Origin of the sequence: Nocardia sp. NPDC051981 (genome assembly GCF_040680715.1) — a bacterium.
Classification (GTDB): domain Bacteria; phylum Actinomycetota; class Actinomycetes; order Mycobacteriales; family Mycobacteriaceae; genus Nocardia.
Genome location: NZ_JBFAXK010000001.1, coordinates 294,633 through 317,442 on the forward strand (window position 1 = coordinate 294,633; position 22,810 = coordinate 317,442).

A 22,810-nucleotide genomic window follows, 5' to 3' on the forward strand; every position below is an offset into this window, starting at 1 on the left:
GAGTCTCAGCATCACATATGGCGTGCAATCCGGTCATTTCCAGAATCACAACGTTGCCCGAACTCACTGTCATCCGAAGATTCCCGACCGGCGCACCGGGTCGGCGAGCACGTCCCGGATCAGCAGACCCAGGTCCGCGTCCACGGCAGGCGTGCGATACCGCACCTCGCACTGCGGCGTACCGGCCACCGCCACCAGCAGGCGGTTGAAGCCCTGCTGGTGGCGCTCCCAGTGCACGTCCGCGCCCAAGCGATCGAGCTCGACGACCTGATCACCGACCCGCAGCACCAGACCGGCCTGTGGATCCCGGTAGAAGACCACCCGCAGGCCGTCCATCTGGTCGTAGACGCCCGCGAGGGAGCCCGCGCCGACCGGCGCGGATTGCAGGTCGCCCGTCAACGGATTCAGCATCGCGAATTCGCCGAAACCCGAATGCGAGCGCAGGTAGACGTCGCTGCCCGAGGACGCCGGACCCGACGACGCACGCGGGAAGCGATTGCCGCCGCGCGACCCGCCGCCGCTCCCACCCGGCCGCTGCCCGACGGGCGAACCCGTGGGGCCGGCGCCCGGGAAGCCGGAACCCATCGGCGTACCCGAGGAACCGGTGCCGGTGGATCCGTTGTCCGGATAGCCGTTCCACCCCGGTGATTCGCCGGGCGATTGCGGCATATTGCCGAGGGGCAGCCCCGGCAGGGAGGGTCGACCGGATCCGCCCGGAGCACCGGGACCGTGGGGAGCACCACCACCCGGGTGTCCGGGGCCGCCGGGCAGGGGCGGCGTACCCGGTTGCGGTAGGCCTCCGTTCGGCGAGGTCGGCCAGTTCGGAGACTCACCTGGGGCCTGTGGAGAGCCATCCGGAATCTGGGAAGAGCCACCCGGAATCTCCGGGAAACCACCGGGCAGTTGCGGTGTGCCCGGCTGTGGCCACGAACCCCACGGCGGCACTTGACCATTCGGCGGCACCTGACCACCGGGCCAACCCGTGCCGGGAAGCATCGGCGGTTCCGGCCAGTAACCGTTCGGCGGCTGCCCGGCGGGCGGGAGCGGCGGGACCGGGTACGACGGCACCGTGGGTGTGGGCGCCTGCGGAGGCGTGGGCATGCCGTGCGAACCAGGACCACCGGGCCATGAGGGTCCACCCGGCGGGGTCGGCCCGCTCTGCGGCGGCGGGTGAGGTTGCGGTTGCGGTTGCGGTTGCGGTTGCTGAGCATCCGGCGGCAGCGTCCACGGAGACGCCTGCTGCGAAGGCTGCGGAGTGTACTGCGGGAACGTCGGATTGAACGGCCGAGGCGGATGCGGCACATGCGACCGCCAATTCGGATTCCACCGGTACCCGTCGGACTCGGGCTCCCGCCCTCTGTTGGGGTCCGGCGCCGGCTCGGATTCGGGCCGCGCCCCGGGCTCGGGGTCGCCATCCGGCTCCGCCTCGGGATCGTGTTGCGCCTCGTGCTCGGATTCCGACTCCGGTTCGGACCATGGCTCCGGGTCGGGCTCACTCGGCTTCACCGGCCCCCGACGAGACCCGGAATCCCCTCCACTCGAGTCCTTTTCACCGTTACCGTCGAGATCCCCGGGCACCCCGGACTCATCCCGGGGCACCCCGGACTCATCCTCGGGCACAGCGGATTCATGGCCAGCGATAACGGGCTCGTCCCCACGGGCCGCGGATTCGTCTCCGCCCGCTGATGGTTCCTCTGGCTTCGAGTTGGACTGAACCGAGCGGTGGCCGGATTCCTCTCCGCCGGAGTCCTTTCCACCGTTGGTGTCGGACTCACCGGGGACGCCGGAGTTGTTTCCGGCTGCCGGCGGTTCCTCTTGCTTCAGTTCGGACTTGACCGGACGGCGGTCGGGATCGGCTGGGCCGGAGTGCTCGTCGCCCTCGGGGGTGGGTTCGGGACTCTGCCGCCGTTGTGCCGGGTCGCCTTCCGGGTTCTCCGGATCGCGCTGGACCGCGGTGGGATCGGAGCCTGGGTCGGGCTCGTTGCCGCGCGGCTTCGGGTCCAGGGTGGGGGGTTCGTGATCGTTGCCGGAGAGCTTCGGATTTCCCTCGGGCTCCGGGGTTTTCAGGATTGGGTCGGAGGCGGAGCCGGAGCCGGGTTGGGTGGGGTCGTGCGGGGTGGCGGGGGCGCCGCCGGTGGGGCCCTCTTCGGGGCCGGGCGTGGTGGGGTCGGTGGGGCGCGGGATGTTCTCGTCGACCCAGTGGGCCAGGGCGTCGGCGCGGTGGAAGGTTGCGGCGGCGGTGTGGAGGTCTTCGAAGGCCGTGGCGCTGCCGGGGCCGTTCTGGAGGGCGGTGCGGCCGCGCAGGTCGTCGATGGTCGGGCCGAGAAGGTCAGGGGTGAGCTCGGATTCGTGGACCCGGAGCCCGGTGGCCGTGCGGAAGTCGATGATTGCTCGGCGCAGCGCGGCATGGGCGGCGTCGCGCGCCTGGGCGGCGCCCTCGTGTGGGGAGATGTTCGCGCGGGCCGCCGCGTCCTCGAGGCGGCGCACCTCGGCCGACCATCGGTCGGCGGCGGCCGCGGCGGTGTCGACGCGATCGACAGCCTCCCGCAATGCCTCGGTGCGGGCCGCGAATTCCTCGGCGCCGCTCGGCTTCGGCGCGTCCATGACCTCGTCACGAGCCGTGCGGGCAGCGTCGAGTTCCTGTTGCGCGGCGGCGGATTCGCGGCGCGCGGTGTCGAGCGGCGACTCCGCGGCGCGGGCCGACGCGCGATCCTGCTCCTCGTGTCGCGCCAGCAACTCCTCGAGCTGATGCGCGCGCACCGTCGCTTCGCGCAGGCGCTCGATCCGCGGGCCGACCTCCTGCTGTTCCTCGGGCGTGCGGGCTTGTTGAGCCGCCTCGTCCAGCGCGTCACGGAAATGCTCGGGCGTGAGCTCGGATTCGTTGACCCGGACACCGCGGATCGCGGACTTGCGTTCGGCGAGCGCCTCATCGAGTGCACGACGCACCGTGTCCGTCGGGGTCTCACCGGGTCGCGCACCAGCCAGGACGGAGTTTTCCAGACTCCGTTCCGCGGCGTGGACCCGGGCCTCGGCCGCGTTGTACCGCTCCGCGGCTCGTTGGAAATCCTCCGCCCGGGATTGCTGCAGCGGGCGATCCGCCACCTCGGCCACGGGCAGATTCTTCAGATGCTCGATGGTTCCCGGCAGCCGCCTCGGAGTCAGATCCGCGTCGGTCAGCGCGCGACCCGGCGCGCCATCCAGGTGCGGTGCGTGCTGGTCCGGCCGGGCCACCAGCCTGCCCAACGCGTAATCGCGCATGGTGCGCGCAACCTCGAGTTCGCGCCGGGCACTGTCGAGTTCGGCCGCCGCGTCCTTCGGGTGCGGGGCCGGCACGGGTTCGGGTTCGGGCGGCGCGGTAGCCCGGTTGTATTCCTCGGCGAGTTGCCGAAGCGCCTCGATATCCGCTGCGCGCTGGCGTACTTCGGCCCGCAGGTCGTCGATCTTCTTCTGGGTCTTCTCCTGGTCGAGGATCTCGTGCGCCTCGATCTTGCCGTCCCGGTAGCGCTCGTACAGCCCGGCCACGTGCTCGGGATCGCCGTCGAGCACCAGGCCCTGCAGCCGCGACCAGACCGACTCGGCGTGCGACGGTTCGTCCACGGGCAGTGCCTCGCCGAGGTCTTCGGTGCGGTGGTCGCGCAGATACCCGGGTCCGTGCCGATCGTGAATCGGCAATTCACCCTCGGCGATGCGGGGATCGCGGCTCGGGTCGAAATGCAGATCGGTGTGGAACGGGTCCAGCACGGCCAGGCTATGGGCGTATTCGGCCAGCGCGGCCAGCAGTTCCGGCCGTTCGCCGGAGCGATGCAGCAGATCATTGATCGCGCGCAGCGCCGCCTTCGGCGCGAGGCTGTCGGGGTCCGGATTCCAGCGGTCCGCTTTCTGGTCGTACTTCTCGCCGTACAGCTGGTCGGGGGCGACGCCGAGACGTTCGGCCAGCCGGTCACGGGCGGCCAATACCGCCGACTTGTCCACGCCGCGAAGGGCTTTCGCGTATTTCAGCAGATCCTCGATGGCCTGCAGGCGGCGCACCTTGCGCACGCCCGGATCGGCCATGGCCTCCGCCAAGCGCTGCGGCGTGAGATCGGCCGGATCGACGTCCAGACGGCCCGCGAGCTTGTGCAGCAGGTCGTTGAGGCCGTGGTAGGACTCGATGGCCCTGGCGGTGCCGATGAAGTCCGCCATGCCCTCGATCTGCGCGGCGTGCAGGGCATTCTCGTGCCGCAGGGTCCTGATGGCCTGATCCAGCTCACCGGGCGTGAGGTCGTCCCGGTAGACCACCAGCTTCTTCGCCAGTTCGTCACGCGCCGCGCGTAATTCGTCCACGGTGCGGGTCGGTTGCTGGTGTTCGACCGGCGTGGCGGACGGATCGGGCGCGCGCTCGACCAGGTTCCAGGGGTCGGCGGCACTGTCGCGCGCCAGCAGCACCGAGGTCCGCTCGCCGTTCACCTCGACCTCGTGGAAACGCACCTCGGGAGCACGCTCGTCGTAGACGTCCGGGCGGCCCTGTTCGTCCAGGTCGACACTACGAATATCGAGGTGGAGGCGGCCGTCGTTCAACTGGCGGCCGATCTCCGGGTGGTCGGCCAGGTACCCGGCGAGCACCTCCAGATGATCGGTGTTGCCGCGAATCACCGTCAGGCGCGGCGGCTCACCCGGCAGGACGCCGATCCCGTTCTCCAGGCTGGTGCCGCCGTGCTCGCGCACCCACAAGCGGGCGGCGTCGTCGGCGATCTCGGTGCCGCGCGCGGTCGCCTCCGCCTCGGCGTGGAGATAGCCGTCGGCGGCGTGCGCCAGATCGGCCATCTGGCGGGCGTGCTCGCGTACCGCCATGCGCAGCTCGGCCAGGGTGTGCGGCAATCGCTCCGGCGTCAGCTCGTCCAGGCCTACACCCAGCAGCTGCGCCCAGTTCGAGCGCTCCTCCCGAATCTGATCGCGCAGCACCGCGTTCTCGAAGAGGACGCCCTCCTTGACGTTCAGCAGTTCCTCGGGGGACGGGTCCCAGAAGTGCGGGGTGGATTCCTCGCCATTGCCGACAGCCTCCCAGTGCACGAAGGTGATCGGCGGCGAATCCTGTGCGAGCAGATGAAGTTTGCGCCCGGCGCGGGTCCAGAAGCCGACTTCGCGGTTGGGATCGTTGCGCACCGGATCGCTGGCCATCAGCTCCCGCAGCAGACGCCCCAGCGGATCCTTGTCGAAGTAGTTGATCTCCTTGGTGTAGGGGATGCGGGCGTCCTGGGCATTGAAGCGGTCCGCGGCGAGCGCCAATGCCTCCACCGCACCGGCACGGCGGAGCAGGATGTAATTGGCCTCGTCGACCAGTCGGCGGACCGTCGCGGGATCAGCCGCACTCAGGTCGATGCCCTGTCGCGCAGCCTGTTTCACCACCTCCTGCAAGGCCGCGTCGCGCAGGTCGAGCGCATCGGCGTAGGACTTGGGCAGCGCCTCGCGAGGGACCTCCGGTTCGACGATCGGCTCATGAGCGGCGGACTTCTCGCCGGACGGCAGTTCGGGCCGCGGCTCCCGGGCGGACAGCTCGCCCGGTTGCTCAGGGTCTGCCCCTTCGATGGGCCGGTGCTCGGGACGCTGCTCCGCGCCGACCGGCAGTTCCGCCAGTCTCAGGCGCTCATTGGCCTCCGCCAGCACCTTCTGGTCGACCTCGGTCAACCACGGTTCGTACTCGCCGCCGTCGCGGGTCCGCATCGGCTCCGACAGGCCACTGACCTCGTGGACCTTGCCGACCAACTTCCAGCCCAGGATCGGTATCTTCCCGTTCTTCAGGAACGGCAACCGTTCCCGCGACTTCCACAGCGTCCCAATCTCTTTGGCGGGGCGGAACGGGTTGCTGTCGTCGTTGGGCTTCACCAGTTGTTCGTTGTGGAACCAGACTGCGGCACCCTTCTCCCAATCGGCGAAGGCCTTGGAGTCCAGGCTCGAACCCGACCCGTACTTCGGGGTTGGATCCATGAATCCGCCGCGGACGAGATCCCAGAGCCGCCGCAGGAACGGCTTGCGGGGCGCCTCCGGCACCTCGGGCTCACGGTCACCGGGCAGGGCGGGACGGGTGGTGCGCTGCAGCCGCGGCGAGCCGTCCGGGTTCTCGCCGACCAGCACGTGGACGCGCTGACCGTCGGCCTCCAGGACCAGTCGGCGCGGGCCCGAGGGATCCTGCTCATGGAAGGTGGCCGCCACCAGATCCGCGACATCCTCGGCGCGCCTTATTGTTTCGTTGCGCAGCTCGGCCAGCGTGGCGGCCCGATGCTCCGGAGCGAGATGCTCGGGATCGACGCCCAGCAGTCGCGCCCACTCATCACGGACCTTCGCCAGTTGCGCACGATGCTCGGGATCGGTCGCCGCGTCATGACGAGCCGCCGCCTCCGCCAGGGCCTCGATCGCACCGGCGCGCAACATGTTCCGGTACTGCAGCTCACCGGCGGTCTCCGGCAGGCGCTCCTTCGCGATGTCCGCGTCCGAAAGCCCCAGACGCCGTGCGATATCGCGACGGAGCTCGTCCAGGGTCATCGCACGGGGTTCGTGGTCCCGATTGTGCGCCGGTTCCGACCACGGCTCCAGCGGAAGATGATCAGGTGCACCGGAATGCGATTCGCCGGCAGGTGATTCGCCGGAAGGGGCCTTATTGGCCGGCGATGCGGGCGGCTCCTCGGCTTCGGTCCGCCAGTACTCCTCGTCGCCATAGCGCTCGTCGACGGTGAGTGGGCGGAAGTCCTGCGGGTTCCGCATCGGAGTCGGCTGGTCACCGGTATCCGGATCACCGAAGAAGCCACGCGCCTTGGCCATTTCGGCCAACTCCTGCAGCGAAGCGAGCGGATCCGCGCGCCTCGACAGCGGCTCGGACATGCCGAGCGCGTCCGCCAGACGACGCAGGTATGCCTGCTCCTCCGGGGTGCGCGCATGCGCATTGTGCTCGACCGGCGCACCCGCGAGGAACTTGGCGATCGCCCTCAGGGTCGGAGAAGCGTGGGCCGGGTTCACCGAGAGCGGCGGCTCCTCGGCCGACTGTTCCGGCTGCGTCATCTCGAGGGTGTGGGCCTCGGCCTCATGCGAAGCCGCCACCGCCCCAGCCTCATTCGAGGCCCGCGGCTCCTCAACCGTCCTGGGCGCGGTCGCCTCATGCTCACCCTGCGGCTCGGTCGCCTCGCGCACACCCTGCGGCTCGGCCGTCTCATGCTCGCCCTGCGGCTCAGTGGCCTCATGCTCGCCCTGCGGCTCAGTGGCCTCATGCTCGCCACGCGGCTGCTCGCCACTCGTGGGCTCGGCCTTCTCGCCGCCGGGCGTCCGCTCGGCGCCGTGCGGCGGTTCGCCCTCGCGAGCGGATGGCGGGTGTTCGCCTCCCCCTGTGGGTCCGGACTCGTGGTCGCCGGTCGGATCGGCTTCGGGGTCGGATGTGTTGCCGTGCGGCGGGTTCGGCGGCTCCTTGCCGCCCGCTCCGGACCCGGTGGGTGTGGGCGGTTCGTCGCCCGGATCGCCCTGGTGCGGCGTGGTGGGCCCCTCCTCGGGACGGCCACCGGCCATCTCCCAGAACCAATCGGCGCGATTGGCGGCGATACGGGCCAGCATGTCGGCGTTCTCGGCGCGCAGCCGAGCGAAGCGCTCCTCGGTGCTGCCGGGCACCATCCGATCGGCGATCTCGTGCAGCCACTGCGCGCGTTTGGCTTCCATCCGCGCCGACCAGTCGGCCTGCGCGGCTTGCATGCGGTCGTACCAGGTGTCCGGATCGTTCGGGTCCGCCTTCGGCCGCAGTACCGACTCCTCGATCGGATCGCCCTGGCCGCCGGACTGTTCCGGCTCGGCATCCGAGTTCGGCTCCGCCCCTCGCTCCCCGCCGGAGAGGTCCTTCGGCCCGCCGTTCCCGGGACCGGCGGTTTCCGGGCCCGCCTCCTCTGCGGCGGAAGGACCGGAGTTCGGTTCGGTCGGGTCGGCCGGCTTCGCCGACCCGCCGACGGTCGGATCTTCGCCGGAGCGCCCCGACGCATCCGGGTCGGAATCGCCAGGCCGGCGCCCAGAATCGCCAGCGCCCCTTCCGGATTCGTCGGAACCCGTGAGGGTCTTGCCGGAGTCGGTGCGGCTGGAGTGCGGCGGGGTGGAGGTCGGGTCGGTGGGGTGTGGGACGTTGTCCTCGACCCATTGGGCCAGGGCGTCGGCGCGGTGGGACGCTTCGGCGGCCCGGCGCAGGTCCTCGAATGCGGTCGCGCTGCCGGGGCCGTTTTGGAGGGCGGTCTTGCCCTGGAGTTCTTCGAGGGTCGAATCGAGGCGGGCGGGAGTGAGATCGGACTCGGCGACGCGCAGGTTCGTCGCGGCACGGAAGTCGGTGACCGCCCGGCGTAGTGCCGCGCGGGCGTCGTCTCGAGCCCGGGCGGCGGCCTCGTGCGGTGTGACGGCGGCACGGGCGGCGGCGGATTCCAGGCGGCGCGCCTCGGCCGACCAGCGATCGGCAACGGCCTGGGCGCGATCGACCCGGTCGAGGGCCGCGCGCAGGGCCTCGTTGTGAGCCGCGAACTCCTCGGCGCCCTGCGGCTTCGGGGCGGCCATGATGGCATCGCGCTCGGCGCGGGCGGCGGCGAGATGCTCTTGTGCCGCTGCCGATTCCCGGCGGGCCGTGTCCAGCGACGACTCGGCGGCCCGGGCCCGCTCCGCGGCGGCCGACTCGTGGCCCGCGATAAGTTCCTCGATCTGATGCACCCGCACCGTCGCGTCGTACAGGCCCTGGATGCGGGCGGCGGCCGCCTGCTGAGCTTCGGGCGTGCGCGCGTACTGGGCCGCCTCGTCCAGGGCGTCGCGGAAGCGTTCCGGTGTCAGATCCGCGGCGTCGACGCGCACGCCCCGCAGCGCACGATCGCGATCGCGCAGCGCCTGATCGAGCTCGCGGCGCAAGGTGTCCATCGGGGCCTCGCCCGGGCGGGCGCCCGCCATCAGGGACCGGTTCAGCTCGTGCTCCGCCGCCCGGACACGGGCCTCGGTGGCGTTGTAATGCTCTGCGGCAGCGCGTAGTTCGGCGATCCGCTGCTCATGGCCGGGACGCTGCGCGCCAGGCATGGGCAGCCGCTCGAGGTGTTCGATCGTGGCCGCCAACCGCTGCGGCGTCAGATCCTCCAGGCCGATCCGGCGGCCCGGAGCGCCGTCGAGGTGCGGCTCGTGCTCGTCAGGATGTGTAATGCGGGACAGCGCGTAATCACGGGCCTTGCCCGCGCGATCGAGATCGCCACGCGCGCTGTCGAGTTCGGCCGCTGCTGCGCTCGGCCGGACGGGCGGGTGTTCCGACTCCATCGGCGCGATCGCCGCGTTGTATTCCTCCGCGACTCGCCGCAGGGCCTCGAGATCGGCTGCCCGGGTGCGCGCTTCCGCACGCAGTTCCTCCACGGTCTTCCGCGTCTCGGCGTCGGTGGGACGCTCGAACTTCTCGATTTTACCGTCACGATAGGCCTCGTAGGCCTTGGCCAGGCGCTTCGGATCGTCACCGAGTTCGAGACCCTGCAGCCGCGCCCACACCGAACCGGCCTTCGACGGATCATCCGAACGCGGTGCCTCACCGATCAATTCGTTGTTGAAGTCGCGGAGCAACGCGGGCGCGTCCGCGTCGTGGATGGGCAGTTCGCCCTCGGCGACCCGGGGATCCGTGGCCGGATCGAATCGCATTTCGTGGTGGTAGGGATCGATCTCGCTGAGGCTGTGCGCGTATTCGGCCAGCGCGGCAATCAGTTCCGGCCGCTCCGCCGAACGGTGCATCATGTCGTTGATCGCCCGCAGCAATGCCGCCGGCTCGATGCTCTTGGGGTCGGGCTCGAACCGATCCGTGTCCTTGTTGTATTTGTCGGAGAACAGCGACTCCGGCGGGACACCGAGGCGTTCGGCCAGCCGATCGCGCGCGGCCAGCGAGGCGGGCCCGTCCATGCCGCGCACCTTCGCCGCGTACTGGACCAGATCCTGAACCGCCTGCAGGCGGCGGACATTGCGCAGACCCGGATCGGCCAGCGCCTCGGCCATGCGCTGCGGGCTCAACTCGGACGGATCCAGGTCCAAGCGGTGCGCGAGCTGCTGCAGGGCGTCGTTCAGATCGTGGAACGACTCGATGCCGTCACTGCTGCGGATGAAGTCCGCCATGCCCTCGATCTGCGCGGCGCGCAGCGCGTTGTCGAGCTGCATGGCCTTGATGGTGTCGACCAGCTTCTCGGGGGTGAGATCCTCATGGTAGACCGCCAGTTTCTTGGCCAGTTCGTCACGTGCCGTGCGCAATTCGTCCACCGAGCGCGGGGGCGTCGAGGGTTCCTCGTGCGGGACCGACTCCCCGGACCCGCGCCCCTCGACGACCCGCCACGATTGCGATGGATGGTCGCGCACCGTGGTGGCCGGGACCTTCTCACCGCCGATCTCCGCTTCGTGGAAGCGGACCTCGGGCGTGTATTCCTCCACCACGTGCAGGCGGCCCTGATCATCCATGGTGACCAGGTGGAAATCGGGTCGCAGCCGCCCGTCATTGAGCTGATGGCCGACCTCGGGATGCTCGGCCAGGTAGGCAGCCAGCACCTGCTCGTGATCACCACCGGCACGGATCACCAACAGCCGCGGCGGTTCGCCGGGCAGGACGGCGATACCGGGGTCCAGCGAAACGCCGCCGTGCTCGTCCGCCCAGATGCGGGCCGCGTCATCGGCCATGCCCTGCGCCGTATTGCGCACTTCGGTGTCGGCGCGCAGGTATTCGTCCACCGCGCGACCGAGATCGGCGATCTGGTCGGCGTGTTCGCGTACCGCCATGCGCAATTCGGACACGGTGTGCGGCAACCGCTCCGGGCTCAGCTCGTCCAGGCCGACGCCCAGCAGCTGCGCCCAGTTCGAGCGCTCCTCGCGAATCTGGTCGCGCATCAGGGCGTTCTCGAAGAGCACGCCCTCCTTGCGGGTGGTCAGCTCTTCCGGGGACGGGTCGTCGAAGTTGCGCGCCGGTTCGCCGCCATTGGGGGTGCCGTCCCACTCCAGCGCGGTGTAGTGCGGATCGTCCTTGCCGATCAGCCCGATCTTGCGGGCGAGTCTCGTGATCGCCCAGTCCTTGCGAGTCGGATCGCTGTGCACCAGCTCGCGCAGGAAGCGGCCCAGCGGATCCTTGTCGAAGAAGTTGACGCTGCGGCTGAAGGGAACGCGGGCGTCCTCCACGTTGTAGCGCTGCGCGGCCTCGAACAGCGCCTCCACCGCGCCCGCCCGGCGCAGCAGCACATACGTCGCCTCGTCGACCAGGCGGCGCAGCGTCGCCGGATCGGCGGCACGCAGGTCGATGCCCTGGCGCGCAGCCTGATTCAGTACCTCCCGCAATGCCTGATCGCGGACGTCGAGACCGTCGGCCAAGGTCTTCGGCAGCGCGTCCCGCGGGTCGGCCTCATGCTCGCGCGGCTGTGTGGACGCCGGATCATGCTGTCCACCAGCGTGTTCAGGACCAGCACCGGTGTGCTCATCACCAGATGGCGACTGCGGCAGGTGCTCTCGCTGGGCGATCGCGGCGGGATCGGTGGCCGGTTCGATTTCGCGGTGCTGTCCGGCGACCGGCGGATCAGCCTCCGAAATACCGGCGTTGCGCAGGTCTTCGGCGGCGCGCGCCACCGTGGCCGGATCGACCTCACTGCGCCAGGGTTGGTACTCGCCGCCGTCGCGGGTGCGCATCGGCACCAGCTCCGACGCCACATCCGCCACCCGCGCGGTGAGTCGATTGAAGAACGGCAGATCCTCGCGCTGCTTCCAGAAGGTTGCGAACTCCTTGCCCAGGCGGGCCGGGTTGATGTCGAGGTGCTCGAGGAAGTCGTTGTGCAGCCAGCCGCCGACCTCATGGATGACCTCCTTCTGGCCCTTGCCATCGAGGCCCGAACCAGAGGCGTACTTCGGGTACTGATCGTTGAATCCGGATCGGATGAAATCCCACAGACGGCGCAGGAACGGCGGGCGCACCGCTTCCCGCGTGGCCGGGAGCCGATCGCCCGGCAGTGTCGGACGAGCGGCGGATTCCAGGTGCCGAACGCCGGCGGCATCGGTGCGGACAGTGACGTGGACGCGATCGCCACCGACCTCCAGCACCATCCGCTGCGGTGCAGACGGATCCGGTTCGTGGTAGGTCGCCGCCATGAGATCGGCGATATCCGCTGCGCGGCGGATGGTTTCGTTGCGCAGCTCGGCCAGTGTCGCGGCCCGATGTTCCGGCGCGAGACGCTCGGGATCGACACCGAGCAGGCGCGCCCACTCGTCACGAACCTTCGCCGTCTCCGCGCGCTGCTCGGGATCCGTCGCCGCGTCATGACGAGACGCGGCCTCGTCCAGCGCCTCGATTCCACCGGCGCGCAACATGTTCCGGTATTGCAACTCACCTGCGGTCTCCGGCAGGCGATCCCTCGCGATATCCGCGTCCGAAAGCCCCAGACGCCGCGCGATATCGTGCCGGAGCTCGTCGAGAGTCAGGGCGCGGGGCTCGCCGACGTGGTGTGCGGGATCCGACCACGGCTCCAGCGGGATGTCTCGCCGCTCATTCGATGGACCGGAGACGTTTTGCTCCAACGCCTGTCGTGCGGCGGCCTCCTCCGCCTCCGCGCGGTTCAGGCGATCGGCGATACCCAGATCACGGTGCTCCGCCTCGATCGCGGCCAGCTCACGCGGATCGACCTCGGACCGCCAGTACTCCTCACCGCCATAGCGTTCGTCGGTGCTGAGCGGACGGAAGTCCTGCGGGTTCCGCATCGAAGCGGGCGGCGTTCCGTTCTCCGGGTCGCCGAAAAATCCGCGTGCCCTGGCCATCTCGGCCAGCTCCTGTAGCGAGGCCAGTGCATCGGCGCGCTTCGACAGCGGTTCGACCATGCCCAGCGCATCGGCCAAGCGCGCCAGATAGGCGAGCTCGTCCGGAGTGCGCTGGCGCGCATTGTGTTCCAGCGGGGCATGCGCCAAGAACTCCGCGACCGCCTTCAAAGTCGGTGAGGTCACGGCCGGGTTCACCGAATCCGGCCGCCCCGAACCTGACTCACCGTCCGGCAGCGGAAGCTCGACTGTCGGGGCCTCGGAGGTGGGCACGACCGCCCCGGAACCGTCGGAACCCACGGGCTCCGGTGTGGCCGGATCAGGTTGTGGCGCAGGCTCATTCCGTACGGTCGTCGACTCGTGCTCCTCCGTCGGATGCTCCTGCTTGCCGCCGGGCTGCTCCTCGTTGTCGCCAGTCGGCCCGGGCTTTTCACCCTCCGCCGGGGTCGACTCCTCCTTGTCGGGAGGTGTGGCGTTCTCCTCGTCGGACTTCGGCTGCTCCGACTGCTCTGTGGGTATAGGCTTTTCGATCTCCGAAGAGGGCTGCACGTCCTTGCCTGCGGGCGTGCCATTGTCGCCGCCCTTCGAGTCCTTCTCCGGGTCCGGCTCGGACTGGTCGCCGTGCGGCGGGACCGGCGGCTCCTTGCCCCCGGCACCGGCATCACCGGCGTCGGGCGTTTCGGCGGGATGCTCGGCCTCCGGGACAGCCGGGTTCGATTCCTTCGGTTCCGTACCCGAGACCGGCTCCTCCCCCGACGGGTCGCCGGGCTTCGGGATCACGGCAGTGGTTTCGCCGTCCTGACCGACGCGCTCGACTGACAGCTCGCCGTCGACCAACGTCCGCTCGTGTGTGGTCGAGTTCGGCTCGGCGACAGCCAGTTTCGGTTCCTCGATCCGGGCCGGCACGGTCGGCCTGGAGATCGCGTCGGGAGGCACATGGAACGAGTCCGGGTTGCGGCCGTACTTCGCCATCTCGTCCATGAGGTGCCAGTAGAGGACCTTCGCGGGCTCGGAGGCGTGCTCGCCGTTGTACTCGACGTCCATGAACGCCTCGGCAATGGCCTCGACAGGCTCGAAACTGTCCGTGTTGCCGATACCGGGATTCCCGTTCTCGTCCTTGGCCGAGAGGCTGTAGCCACTGAGCTGGCCCAAGAAGTCCTCGAACGCGGCGCGGAACTCTTCCCGGCCCAGATCGGGCCGAGTGGCCTCGAAGTATTCCCGCAGGACCCGCTGGGCGTCATCGGACGGGCGGTGGTACGCCTGGGTGCCCGGCTGCCCGGATTCGAAGTCCAGTGCGTGGCCGAACTCGTGCACGATCGTCGCGTACACCGGGCGTCTGGCGGAATTCGGCGGATGGAAACCGCCCGGATCCTCCGCGAGGCGGTAGATATTCGCCAGATCACCAGCATGTTTCGCGCTGAACTGGATCGCGTCGGCGCTCGTCAGCAGGTTGCCGGGCGTGGAGCGTGAGACGCCCGGATCGACCTGGGCGAGGCGGCCATCCTCGAACTTCATGATCTGGACCCGTTTGAGGTTTCGGCCGACCGGATAACGCCGCAGCATGTCGTCGATGGCGCGCGCGAACTCCTGCGCAACGATCGGGTGGACCGTCGCATTGTCGAAGCCCAGCACCTCGAGGTTCCAGCGCCGACCCAGCTCCGCCGCGACTTCGTTCGGCCACATCCTGGTCCACTCATCGACCGGCACCGACCCCAACTGATCTGGATTCTCCAGAACCCTGGCCCATTCCGCGGGCGGTGCGTTCTCCGGGCCACCCTGCGCGGTCGACGGCTGCTCGCCCTCGTGCGGATGAGCCGAGTTCCCGCCCTCATGCGCGTGACCCGGAGTGGAACCGTCGTGAACGGCAGCCGGATGCGCGTCCCCACCGTTGCCGAGGCGCTTCCACCACCGACCGATCCGCGAATCGGCAGGACCCTCCCCTTCCGAAATCCCACGGTCCCTGGGTCGCGTATCGAACGGGTTCGATTCGCCGGGCCGACGCTGCTCGGTGCGCGACGATTCCGGACGCGTGGACTCGCCCCGGGGTCCACCGCCGGTCGGCCGCTCCTGCGTCGGCCGCTCCTGCGTCGGCCGCTCCTGCGTCGGCCGCTCCTGCGTCGGCCGCTCGCCCGGCAGCGGCTCGCCGCGGCGGGCGGCTTCGAGGGGAACTTCGCGGGTCGGTTCATGCTTGCCCGCGCGATCGTGCATGGCGGATGGCACGTGTTCGCCCGTCCGCTGCGGCTCGGCCGACTTATCATGTGGCGCTGCGGGATCGTGGATGGTTTCCGTGTCGTGGCGGGTTCCGGGGCGGTCGTGGCCGGGGTGCTCGGCGACGCGGTCGGTCACTGCGTCGAGGAGTGCCCGGTGCATCACCTTGGCGGGCCCGCTTGCGTTGTCACCGTTGAGTACGACGTCGCAGAAGGCCTCCGCCATCGCTTCGGGGCGGTCGAAGTTCCCCTTTTCGTCGTAGCTGTAGTCCGAGAGATTCCGCTTCAACCACTGCCGGAACCCGGCCATATTGCCGTTCTCGGCCATATAGTGCGCCCCGAGCGCATCCATCATGGCGCTGCGGGCCTTGCCCTGGCTGGTCCAGTCCATGGCGTGCGCGAACTCGTGCACGATCGTCGCGAAGACCGGCCGAGACCCGGTACCGGGCACGCTATGACCGCTGCTCTCGTCATGAGCGGCCATCCATGTCAGTAGAGCCGGATTACGCGCGAGATCCCGGTTGAGAACAATCCTTTCGCAGTACCAGCCGTGCTCGGGGCTCTTTTCGGGTGTCGACCGGGCATACACGCCCTCGGGCAGGTCCCCGATCCCGATCGAATGCAGATTCGTCGAAGGGAACAGCTCGAACATGGCGTCGATGGCTCGCGCGTACTCGCGCAGCACCTCGGGACGAATATCCGAGTCGAACCCGAAAATCTCTATACCCCAACGCTCTTCGAGCCTGGAGGCGATCCCCTCGGAGTCCAGACCCGACCAGACGTCCTCGGGCTGCGACAGCCACTCCGGCTCATGCCCGACCGGCTGCGGCCCCTCATCATCAGCCCACCGATCCGCAGGACCCTCATCGTGCCCAGATCGAGAATCCCTGGGCTGCCCTACTTCTGGATGAGGATCACCCACCGGGTGCTCCTGCGGATGCACTTCGCCGCGGTGGCGCTGCTCGGTCCCCGCAGGGTCCGGCCGCACCTCCTCGCCACGAGGTTCAGCGGCGGCCGGATGCTCCGCGGCGAGCCGCTCGCCCGGCCCGGGCTCTTCGCGCCGTCCGCCCACGACTGGAATCTCCTCCTTTGCACGGGGATTCGTCGTCGTATAATCCGGCTGCCCGGCCTCCTCGGACTCGGGCCGGGCCTTGCCGGACGGCTCGTACTCGTCCGGGCGATTCTGCCCAGCGGACGGCTCGTGCTCGCCCGGCCGCTCCGGTTCGATCGACTTCTCTTGTGGCGCAGCAGGTTCGCTGGAGACAGCCGGTTCGTGAAGCGCGTCTGGATCGCGAACACCGACCGGACCGCGGTCGTCCCCTGAATCACGGGCCATGGCCGAGTCGCGGGCGACCGACGGATCACGCGGCGTCTCCGGGGCATGCGGCGGCTCCGGCTCACGTGGCGTTTCCGGATCGTGCAGTACCTTCGGATCGCGTGGCTTTTCCGGCTCACGCGGGGTAGCCCGATCGGAGGCGGGGTGGGCGTTCTCCTCGGGTCGGCGGGGTGCGGGGCGACCTTCGATGGGGTGCTTGGCTTCACGTTCGGCCATGGCTTCGAGGAGGGCCTGGTGGATCACCTTGGCAGGTGCGCTCGCGTTGGCACCGTTGATTTCGACGTCGCTGAAGGCCTCCGCCAGGGCCTCGGCATGGTCGAAGCCGCCCTGCCCGTCATGGCTGTAGCCCGAGAGCTCTTTCCGCAGCCAGAACCGGAATCCCACTATCTTGCCGCCGTTCTCGGCCAGATAGTGCTCCCCCAACGCGTCCATCATGCTGTTGCGGACCTTGCCCTGGGTGGTGAAGTCCATGGCGTGCGCGAACTCGTGCACGATATGCGTGAAGACCGGACGGGCGGCCGCACCCGGCGGGTGGAACCCGGTGCTCTCGTCCTGGGCGGTCATCCGGGTCAGTTTCGCGGGATCGTACGCGAGACTCGAATTGAGAGAGATCTTGTCGCAGTACCAGCCGTCGGGGCCCTTCTCCGGTGACGACCGGGCATAGACGTTGTGCGGCAGCTCCTCGATCCCGATCGACCGGATATTGGTCGCGGGGAACATCTCGAGCATGCCGTCGATGGCTCGCGCGTATTCACGCAGCACCTCGGGATGAATATCCGAGTCGAACCCGAAAACCTCTATACCCCAGCGCTCTTCGAGCCTCGATACAATCTGCTCTGCATCCAGTCCCGACCAGACGTCGTCGATACCCGACAACCAATCGGGCTGGTGCGCAGTGGAATCCGGTCCCTCGTGGCCCGCCTGGCCGGCGGGCTGCTCCTCGTGCTCCGCGGGCAGCGGCGAGCGGTCGTGCACGGGATCACCGTCACGCCGCCCCGACACCGAGTCCTCCGCGTGAGGGGCCCGCGAGTTCTCGGAATCACGATGCGGCGGGACTTCGCTGGACCGCACCGGATGCGGCCGTCCAGCGGGTTCGTCGGGGCGGGCGTGCTGCTCGATCGCATCGAGGCGCCGACGCATGGCCTCGTGCCAGTCGGGGCGACCGGCGCGCTCGAACTCGGGGGCCAGCGCGTCGAGGCGGGTGCGGATCTCCGCCAGCCAGGAACGGGTGAGTTCGTGTTCGTGCCAAACCGTTTCGCCGTTCGGGCCGTGCTCGGCGAACTGGCGAGCGAATTGGCTGATGGGATTGCGGGCCCGGGGATCATTGCCGAAGGCCAGACTGTGGTCGATGCCGATGAGGTGGCCGTCGGGGCTGACCATCCAGTTGCCGGGATTGCGGTCCGGGATCTCCAGCAGAGCGTCGAACAGGCCCATGTGCAGGCCCTCGGGCGTGCCGTGATAGAGCAGAGCCGGATTGACCTCGCCGTCATGGTGATACGCCGCGGTGTCGCCGGGCATCAGATCCATGTAGATGATGCGGTCGTTCTCGGGGTCCCGGTAAACGCGCGGAACTTCCACCCCGACCGCCCGGCCGACCAGGGAGGCGAGTTCCTCCGCGTCAGCGTGCGCGGTGGTGGTGACCACCTTGCGAATCAGCTGGGTGCCGTCTTCGAAGGTGACGATCTCGACCCGCTGGGCACTCTTGAGCGCGCCCTCACTGATGACCTCCACGGTCACCTCACCGGACCGGATCGCCTCGGACACCTGCCGGTCGAATTCCCGTGCCTCCGCGACCGGATCGGGTGCGTGTGTGTGCACCGGATCGGACAGGTGGGACGGGTCGCCGGCGTGCGCGGGGTCGGATGTGTGAGCCGGATCGGTCGGGTGGGCGGGATCGGGTGTATGAGCCGAATCGAGGGCATGCGCCAGATCGGCGGTGCGAGCTCGATCACCCGCATGCGCCGGATCGGATGTCGGAGCTGAATCAGCAGCGCGAGCCGGGTCGGCCGCCTGCGCCGGATCTGATGTCCGAGCCGGATCAGCGGCACGGGCCGGATCAGCGGCACGAGCCAGATCGGCCGCTTGCGCAAGATCGGCTGCGCTGACCAACCGCTCGAGCGTTTCCACGCGGTGGAAACGCGCTGCGGCATCCCGCAATTGGGTGAAGGCTGCCTGTGGGTCGCCCTTGGGCCTGCGCACCGTGCGGCCTTCGAGGTCGCGCATCGTGTCGGCGAGTTTGCCCGCGGTCAGGTCGGACTCGGCGACCCGCAGGCCCGTCACTTTGCGCAGGTTCTCGATGGCCTCCCGAAGGTTGTGGCGGGCGACCTGGTGTGCGCGCACGATCTGCGCCCGCATATCGTCCGGCTGATCGGGGGTACGCGCACGGCCCGCCCGGGCCGGATCCAGGCCGTGCCGGGTCCGCTCGCTGAGCGGATCCACCGCCTTGCCATCGTCCTTGAACAGGATCGCGTGCGTGCCCCGGGTCTCGCGCGGCACCTCCGGCGGGAAGCCGTGCTCGCGGCCCGCCGCCGGATCCTTCACGACGATCTTGCCGCCCTCATTGACCAGCAGGTAGGCGTGCGCGCCCACACCGTGTTCGTCGATGGGGCCGGCGTAGTGATCGATAACCAATGCGGACGAACCGGGGCCCAGCTCCCGCAGCTGGTCCGCTATCGCGTCATGGCCGCCGTCGTAGCTGCGCAGTTTGCCGCCCGCCATGGCGACCAACTGCTTCGCGGTCATGCCCTCCGGGCCGACGGGACGTTCCGGCACCCGGATCGAATCGTTGCCGGTGAGCTGGCGCAGCAGCTTCAGGGCCAGTTCGCCACAGCGGCCGCGGTTCGGGTGCGCGTCCGGCTTGGTCCGATCCTGCTGCGGTGCAGCCTGATCAGAGGGCTCGTCCGGATGCGCTGACACCGGATGATCCGACGGTTCGTGCACGGTGCCGGGGTGCTCCGCCGTGCCGTCGCCGCGCTCCGGTGGCCCGGCACGTCGCTCGCCCGACCGATCCGCCGGGCCGCGTCGATCCGCAGGTGCGGGACGGTCGGTAGGGCGCTGTCCTTCCTCGGCCCCGTCACGCGGCCGTTCGCCGGCCCGGCGGTCGCCCTCCCCGGCGCGCGCAACCGGGTGGTCCCCCATGGGAATCGGCGCGACCAGCAGGCCGTCCTCGGACGCACCGTGATCGCCTCGTCCGTCCCGGTCGCGATCGTGCGTGGACTCCCCTACCTCGAGCGACTCGGATTCGGGGTGTGCACCGGCGGGACGTGGGTGGTCTGCGCCGTCGCCGGGACGCTCCGAGGGCGTCCGCGACTCGGGCGAATCAGACACTAGCCCGTCGATTTCCGCCCGATTCCCAGCAGGTTCCAGGTGGTCGCCGACAGGTTCGGATCGATCGGCGGCAGGTACGGCCTCGTCGGGCCGCCGAGTCGGCTGGGACTCGGATCGTCCCGAATCCGAATCGTCCACAGCGCGATCGACCGGCTCACCCGCGGCCTCCTCGGTGCGCGAACGGCTCTCGCTATCCGCTGGCGTCGCCTCGTCGCCGCGAGGCCGATCCTCGGAATCGAGCGGCGCGTCCTCCGACCGCGCGCGCGAATCATCCTCGTGCGGACCGGATTCCTCCGGTCGCGAGTCGGCAGCGTCGCGCGGAACCACGTCGTCGCGGACCACCATCTCGTCCCGAGGAACCGTCTCGTCGTGAGACACCGTCTCGTCGCGCGGCGTCACCTCATCATGCGGGGTCTCCTCGGCGCGCGGGGTCGTCTCATCACGCGAGGTTGTCTCGTCCCGGATCGGCGGGGCTTCGGGTCGCGTTTCGGATTCGTGTGGTGCGCGATCGGATTCGTCGGCGGAATGACGCGAATTCGGCTGCTCGGTGGGTTGCTCGTCGAGCTGCGGGGTCTCGGAGTGCGGCTCCGATTCGTCGCGCACCGGGGCATCTTCGTCGGCGGCATCGCGTGAATTCGGGTGCTCGGCGGGCGAATCCTGATCGCGGCGGGGATCCGATTCCTCGAGTGCGGTGGCCGGACGGTCGGCGGATGCTTCACCGGCACGGTGGCCCGTTTCGGAGGATTCCGTGGGATCGGCGGCACGTTGCGGCGAATCATGCTGTCCCGCAGTGATTTCGGACTCGGAGCGTTCGGAGACGGTCCCGTCACCCGTGCCGTCGGCGGGTGCCGCACCGCTGTCGGCTTCGGTGACATGTTCTCGAGTGACAGTCGATTCCGGGGCGGCTGGGCGGGTGGCTTCCGGACCGTCCGGGCGGGACTGAGCCGCGGCAGCACGCGAGCCCGTGGCGGAATGTGGCCGGGCGTCCGTACCGGATTGCGGGCGGGCGTCCGTACCTGCTTGCGGGCGAGCGCCTTCCGGGCGAACGGTGTCGGGGCGGAGGCCGGTGGCGTCGCCCGCGCGAGTCGGGGACGGACGGGCCTCCGGGGTCGCGGTTCGGGGCTCGGGAGTCGAGCCGCTGTGCTGCGGGATCGAGGTCGACGAGGCACTCACCGGGGTGTTCCCGGCCGCAGACGCGGCGGTGGGGACGCCGGACCGGTCCGCTCCACCGATAGCGGCGCCACTCGACGCGGCCGGTGCAGCGCCATTCAAGGCCGCGGCGATCGGTCCTTCGGCTGGGGCGGCGGGCGAGGAAGTCGCAGCGGCGGGCGATTCGTGCGGTGCGGCGCTCTGGGCGGGGTGCGGACTCGCACCGGAGGTCGTGCCCGCGCCGGAATCGGCGGGAGCTCGGGAGCCGGAGGTGTCCGCGCCGGAATCGGACTGTGCCGAAGGCGCGGACGTATCGCGTGCGCCCGAATCCGCCGTGGTGGCGGACGGGCGCGCACCCGAATCCGCCGTCGTGTTGGACGGCCGGGAACCCGAGTCCGCAGGGGCGGCGGTGGACCGGGAGTCGGCGGCCGGGGCAGAGGACGCGGCGGGACGTGAGTCGGATGCGACGGGGGCGGGCTGGTTCGCGGTACCCGTGTTCTGCGCGAATGGCCCGGAATCGGCTACCGGGGCCGTGTTTTCGTGCTTACCCGCTTGGACGCCGGACTCCGGTGCGCCGGTGGTTTCGGGAGTGCCCGGGTGGGGCTGGGTGCTGTGCGACTCGACCGGCGCGCCGGTGTCGGACGGGATGTGGGGCGCGCGCTGCGGACTGCCGGGCTGGCCGTGGTCGCCGGAGGTCTCCAGCTGCTCGCCGGTGGGCGTTCCGCGGTCGGAATTGTCGCGGCCGCCCGCGTTCACACCACCGACGTCGTGGTTCTGCGGGTGCTCGGTACTGCCGTCGCCGGCGCGGCGTCCTCCCGACTCGGAATTCGTGGAGTCCCCGGTGAATCCGGCCGGGTGGGTGCGGGGACCGCCGTTGTCGCCACCACCACCTCGACCGTTATCGCCACCACCCGCATGGCCGGTATCACCGCCACCGACATGGCCGGTATCGCCCGAACCGGTCCCACCGGGATGAGAGCCGACGTTCGCGAGATCGGTCGGGACGCCGGCCCTCCAGCGGGAGACGCGCGGCTCCCAGAAATTGCTGGCGGCAGTGTGATTCATTCCCGAGAAACCGCCATTGGCCATGCCGCCGGTCAGCATGCGCGGATCGAAATGAGTGAAGGCGTTGCCCATGTTCTTCCAGGCGTCGCCCCAGCCGTGCTGGTACGCGTCGAGACCGAACTGCGTCACGGTACCGGCCAGGAATCCCGTTCCCGCACCGGCCAATCCGGCGCTGGTGCCGGTGATGAAGGCGGCCTTGAAGTGGTTCATCGCGGAATTCTCGAACCGCTCGCCCAGCATCTTGCCGACCTTGGCACCCCCGATGCCACCGGCAGCCGAACTGACGGCGGTGACTCCGATCTTGCCCCAGTCCATGCCACTGCGATGCCCGGCCGCGTTCTGGTACGCCTCGATGCCCACTTCCTGGAGAAGACCCAGTCCTGCGTCCAGCAAGAAATGCCGCACCATGAATTTCGCCAGCGTCGAACCCACCAGCTTGGCGACTTGCCTCTCGATGGCGGCGACCGCCCGCTTGGCGATAATCCGCACCGCGACACGGGTGGCAGCCTGCGCCGCCGCCTCCACGGCGGGCGCGGTGGGCGGAAAGGCCCACGCCGCAATCATTTCGCCCGCCAGCATGGCCAGCGAGGTCCAGAACATGAGCTTGGTCGACTCGATCTCGGTGCCGGTCTCATGCACGGATTCGGAGATCTGGTCGTAGTACTCCGCCAAATCCAAGATGGAGGTACTGCCGTCCTTCTTGCCTCCGACCCCGGCCATGTCGTCGAATACCTTGGCCATCGATTCGCGGCCCTGGCCGTCCACATACGCCGCCAACGTCGCGTACTTGGCGTCGTCCATCTTCGAGACTTGGCTGCGCAGACCCTCGGCGGCGTCCTTCCAATGGGTCGCCAGGTCCCACATCTGGTCTTCGTTGCCGTCGGGCCATTCCACGCCGACGAGCCAGCCCAGCCCTTCGAGTTCAGGGGGCAGGTAGAGGGCCATGCGG

The 22,810-nt window shown here is 69.6% G+C and carries 1 protein-coding gene; it reads right to left on the reverse strand.

Features of this window, described 5'->3' with window-relative positions:
- Positions 1-69: 69 nt before the first annotated feature.
- Positions 70-22,806, reverse strand: a complete 22,737-nt coding sequence (locus AB0L60_RS01335; RefSeq protein WP_364605568.1) for a hypothetical protein — start codon at positions 22,804-22,806, stop codon at positions 70-72.
- Between the last annotated feature and the right edge of the window lie 4 nt (positions 22,807-22,810).